This window comes from Arthrobacter sp. SW1, assembly GCF_001766675.1.
Taxonomy (GTDB): domain Bacteria; phylum Actinomycetota; class Actinomycetes; order Actinomycetales; family Micrococcaceae; genus Arthrobacter.
In genome coordinates this window covers 1-2,756 of sequence record NZ_MJLT01000031.1, presented here as the reverse complement: position 1 = coordinate 2,756, position 2,756 = coordinate 1, and the positions used below count along the sequence as shown (strand labels likewise).

Genomic DNA, 2,756 nt, shown 5'->3' with positions numbered 1-2,756 from the left:
CCTGCTGCCCCTGATGTTCCAGGCCGGTTTCGGCTGGGACCCCGTCTACAGCGGCCTCCTGGTCACCGCCGTCTTCATCGGCAACATCGGGATCAAGCCCGCCACCACTCCCCTGATCCGGCGCTTCGGCTTCAAGCGGATCCTGGTGCTGGCCGCCGTCGGCTCCGCTGCGACATTCGCAGCATGCGCATTCATCAGCCCGGCCACGCCCGCCGTGCTGATCGCCGGCCTCCTGCTGCTGTCCGGAATCTTCCGGTCCATCGGATTCTCGGCGTATATGAACCTGCAGTACGCCGAGGTGCCCGCCGCGTCGCTGGGCAGCGCCAACGCCATCGCCAACACCCTGGTGCAGCTCGCGCATGTCCTTGGCGTGGCCGTGGGCGCACTCCTCATCCGCCTGGCCTCCGCGTCCTTCCCCGCCGCGGCAGACCCCGCCGTGCCATACCGCTTTGCCCTGGCCGCCGTCGGGGTGCTCATGCTCGCCAGCGTGGCGGACAGCCTGTTCCTGCCGCGGGATGCCGGAAGCGAAGTCAGCGGCAGGAAAGGCTGAGCTCGCTACGATAGGGACACCATGAGCGGAAGCAGCAAGCCCACAAGGCCCACCATTTACGACGTCGCACGGCAGGCCGGCGTCTCAAAGTCCCTGGTCTCGCTGGTGCTGCGCAACGCTCCGCACGTGGCCGAGGCCAAACGGGAGGCCGTCAAGGCGGCCATTGCCGAACTCGGCTATCGCCCCAGCCGGGCCGCGAGCGCCCTGGCCAGCCAGCGCACCAACTCGGTGGGCCTGCTGATCGACGATTTCCGCAACCCCTGGTTCGTGGAGCTGCTCTCGGGGCTCCGTTCCGTGCTGGACCCGGCCGGTTTCACCGTGGCGGTGGCCGACCTGCGGCTGGAAACCGCCAGCGGGCGGAACCCCGTGGACGGCTTCCTGGCCCAGCACGTGGACGCCCTGGTGATCGCGGCCGAAGCGCCGGTGGACATGCTGCGCAACGCCCGGGTTCCGCTGGTGGTCGCCGGATCACGCGGCCTCAGCGCGCACCTGGAGGCCGACGTCGTGACCAGCGACGACGGCGCCGGCGGCAGGATGGCGGCCGAACACCTCCTCGCGGCCGGGCACCGGAGCATCGTCCACCTCAGCGGGACCGGCGAGCCTGCCGCGCACCGGCGCCGGGGGTACCGGGACGCCATGTCCGACGCCGGACGGGAACCTTTGGTGTTCGGCACGGATGGCGGGACGGATGAGGCCGACGGCTTCCGGGGCATGCAGCAGGCCCTCGCCGCCGTCCCGGAACCGGACGCGGTCTTCGCCGCCAACGACCTCATGGCGGCAGGAGCCCTGGCCGCGCTGCGGGACTCCGGGCTGTCCGTGCCGGAGCGGGTCTCGCTGATCGGCTACGACAACTCACCGCTGGCCGCCTATGAATACCTCCGGCTCAGCAGCGTGGATCCGCACAACCGGGAGATCGGTGCGGAGTCGGCCAGGATGGTCCTCTCTCGCCTGGAATCGCCGGACGCCCCACCGCGGCGGACCCTGCTCGGGCCCACCGTGGTGGAGCGTTCGTCTGTCGCGGTGCGATAGCGCGGCCGGCGGCGCCCTGGCGGCGTCAGGCTTTCGGCGCGGCTTCGGCTACCCCCGCCACTTCGGCCTTCACTTCCTTGAGCTGTTCGGAATGGCCGCCGAGCTGTTCGAGCTCGTGGGCAAGCTCGGCCAGCTCGGCGCCGCCGGCCATCTGGGCGGTGAGCTCTTCGAGGGTGATGTCCTTCTTGTCGTAGTAGCCGATGCTCTTGCCGCGCTTGAGCAGCAGGAAACGGTCGCCCACAGGGTAGGCATGGTGCGGGTTGTGGGTAATGAAGATGACGCCCAGGCCGCGGTCGCGGGCCTGCAGGATGTACCGCAGCACCACGCCGGACTGCTTCACGCCGAGTGCCGCCGTCGGCTCGTCCAGGATCAGCACCTTGGCACCGAAGTAGACAGCACGGGCAATGGCGACGCACTGGCGTTCACCGCCGGAGAGCTGGCCGATCGGCTGTTCCACATCGCGCAGGTCGATGCCCATGTCTGCCAGTTCCTTCTTGGTGATGTCCTTCATGCGCTGGACGTCCAGGCGCTTGAAGGGACCGAAACCGGTGGTGAGCTCCGAACCCAGGAAGAAGTTCCGCCAGATCGGCATGAGCGGAACCACGGCAAGGTCCTGATACACCGCGGCGATGCCCGAATCCAGCGCCTCGCGCGGACTGTTGAGCTTGCGCTCTTCGCCCATGATGGTGAACGTGCCGTGGGTGTGCTGGTGGCGGCCGGCAATGATCTTGATCAGCGTGGACTTGCCGGCGCCGTTGTCTCCCAGCACACAGGTGACGCGGCCGTTGTCCACGGCCATGGTCACGTCCGTCAGGGCGATGATGTTGCCGTAGTGCTTTGCCACTTTGTCCAGCTTGAGCAGGTGCACGGGACGGTCGGTCAGCGGATCGGTTTCATCGGCCAGCAACGTCTTGTTGGAAATGTGCTCAGCCTTCGCGGGGATGTTCTCGGTCATGGCGGCCCTCCTACTTGCTCGCGTCCGCGCGGCGTTTGACGATGAGGTTGACGATCGTGGCCAGCAGGAGCATGAGGCCCAGGAAGAACTTGAACCAGTCCGGGTTCCACTGCGCGTACACGATGCCCTTGTTGGCCATGCCGAAGATGAACGCGCCGATCGCGCCGCCCACCGCCGAGCCGTAGCCGCCGGTGAGCAGGCAGCCGCCGATCACCGCGGCGA

General features: G+C 68.2%; 3 protein-coding genes and 1 pseudogene. 2 read left to right on the top strand and 2 right to left on the bottom strand.

The window, feature by feature from the left end; genetic code table 11:
• Both BIU82_RS11845 and BIU82_RS11840 read left to right on the top strand, forming a co-directional pair.
• The coding region (locus BIU82_RS11845) for an MFS transporter (RefSeq protein WP_139146594.1) at window positions 1-550 on the top strand (550 nt) is incomplete at its 5' end.
• 21 nt (window positions 551-571) lie between these two features.
• On the top strand, window positions 572-1,579 hold the full coding sequence (locus BIU82_RS11840; RefSeq protein ID WP_070349674.1) for a LacI family DNA-binding transcriptional regulator: 1,008 nt from the start codon (window positions 572-574) through the stop codon (window positions 1,577-1,579).
• A gap of 25 nt (window positions 1,580-1,604) precedes the next feature.
• On the opposite strand, the gene BIU82_RS11835 is transcribed toward BIU82_RS11840, so the two are convergent.
• Both BIU82_RS11835 and BIU82_RS11830 read right to left on the bottom strand, forming a co-directional pair.
• A complete protein-coding gene (locus BIU82_RS11835) occupies window positions 1,605-2,534 on the bottom strand; it encodes an ATP-binding cassette domain-containing protein (RefSeq protein ID WP_070349673.1) in 930 nt (309 codons plus the stop codon).
• A gap of 10 nt (window positions 2,535-2,544) precedes the next feature.
• Window positions 2,545-2,756: pseudogene (locus tag BIU82_RS11830) on the bottom strand (ABC transporter permease); the annotation flags it as partial.

Bases quoted from the DNA above. Each gene is read 5' to 3' on its own strand.
- BIU82_RS11840 (WP_070349674.1), top strand. From the start codon at position 572: ATGAGCGGAAGCAGCAAGCCCACAAGGCCCACCATTTACGACGTCGCA.
- BIU82_RS11835 (WP_070349673.1), bottom strand. From the start codon at position 2,534: ATGACCGAGAACATCCCCGCGAAGGCTGAGCACATTTCCAACAAGACG.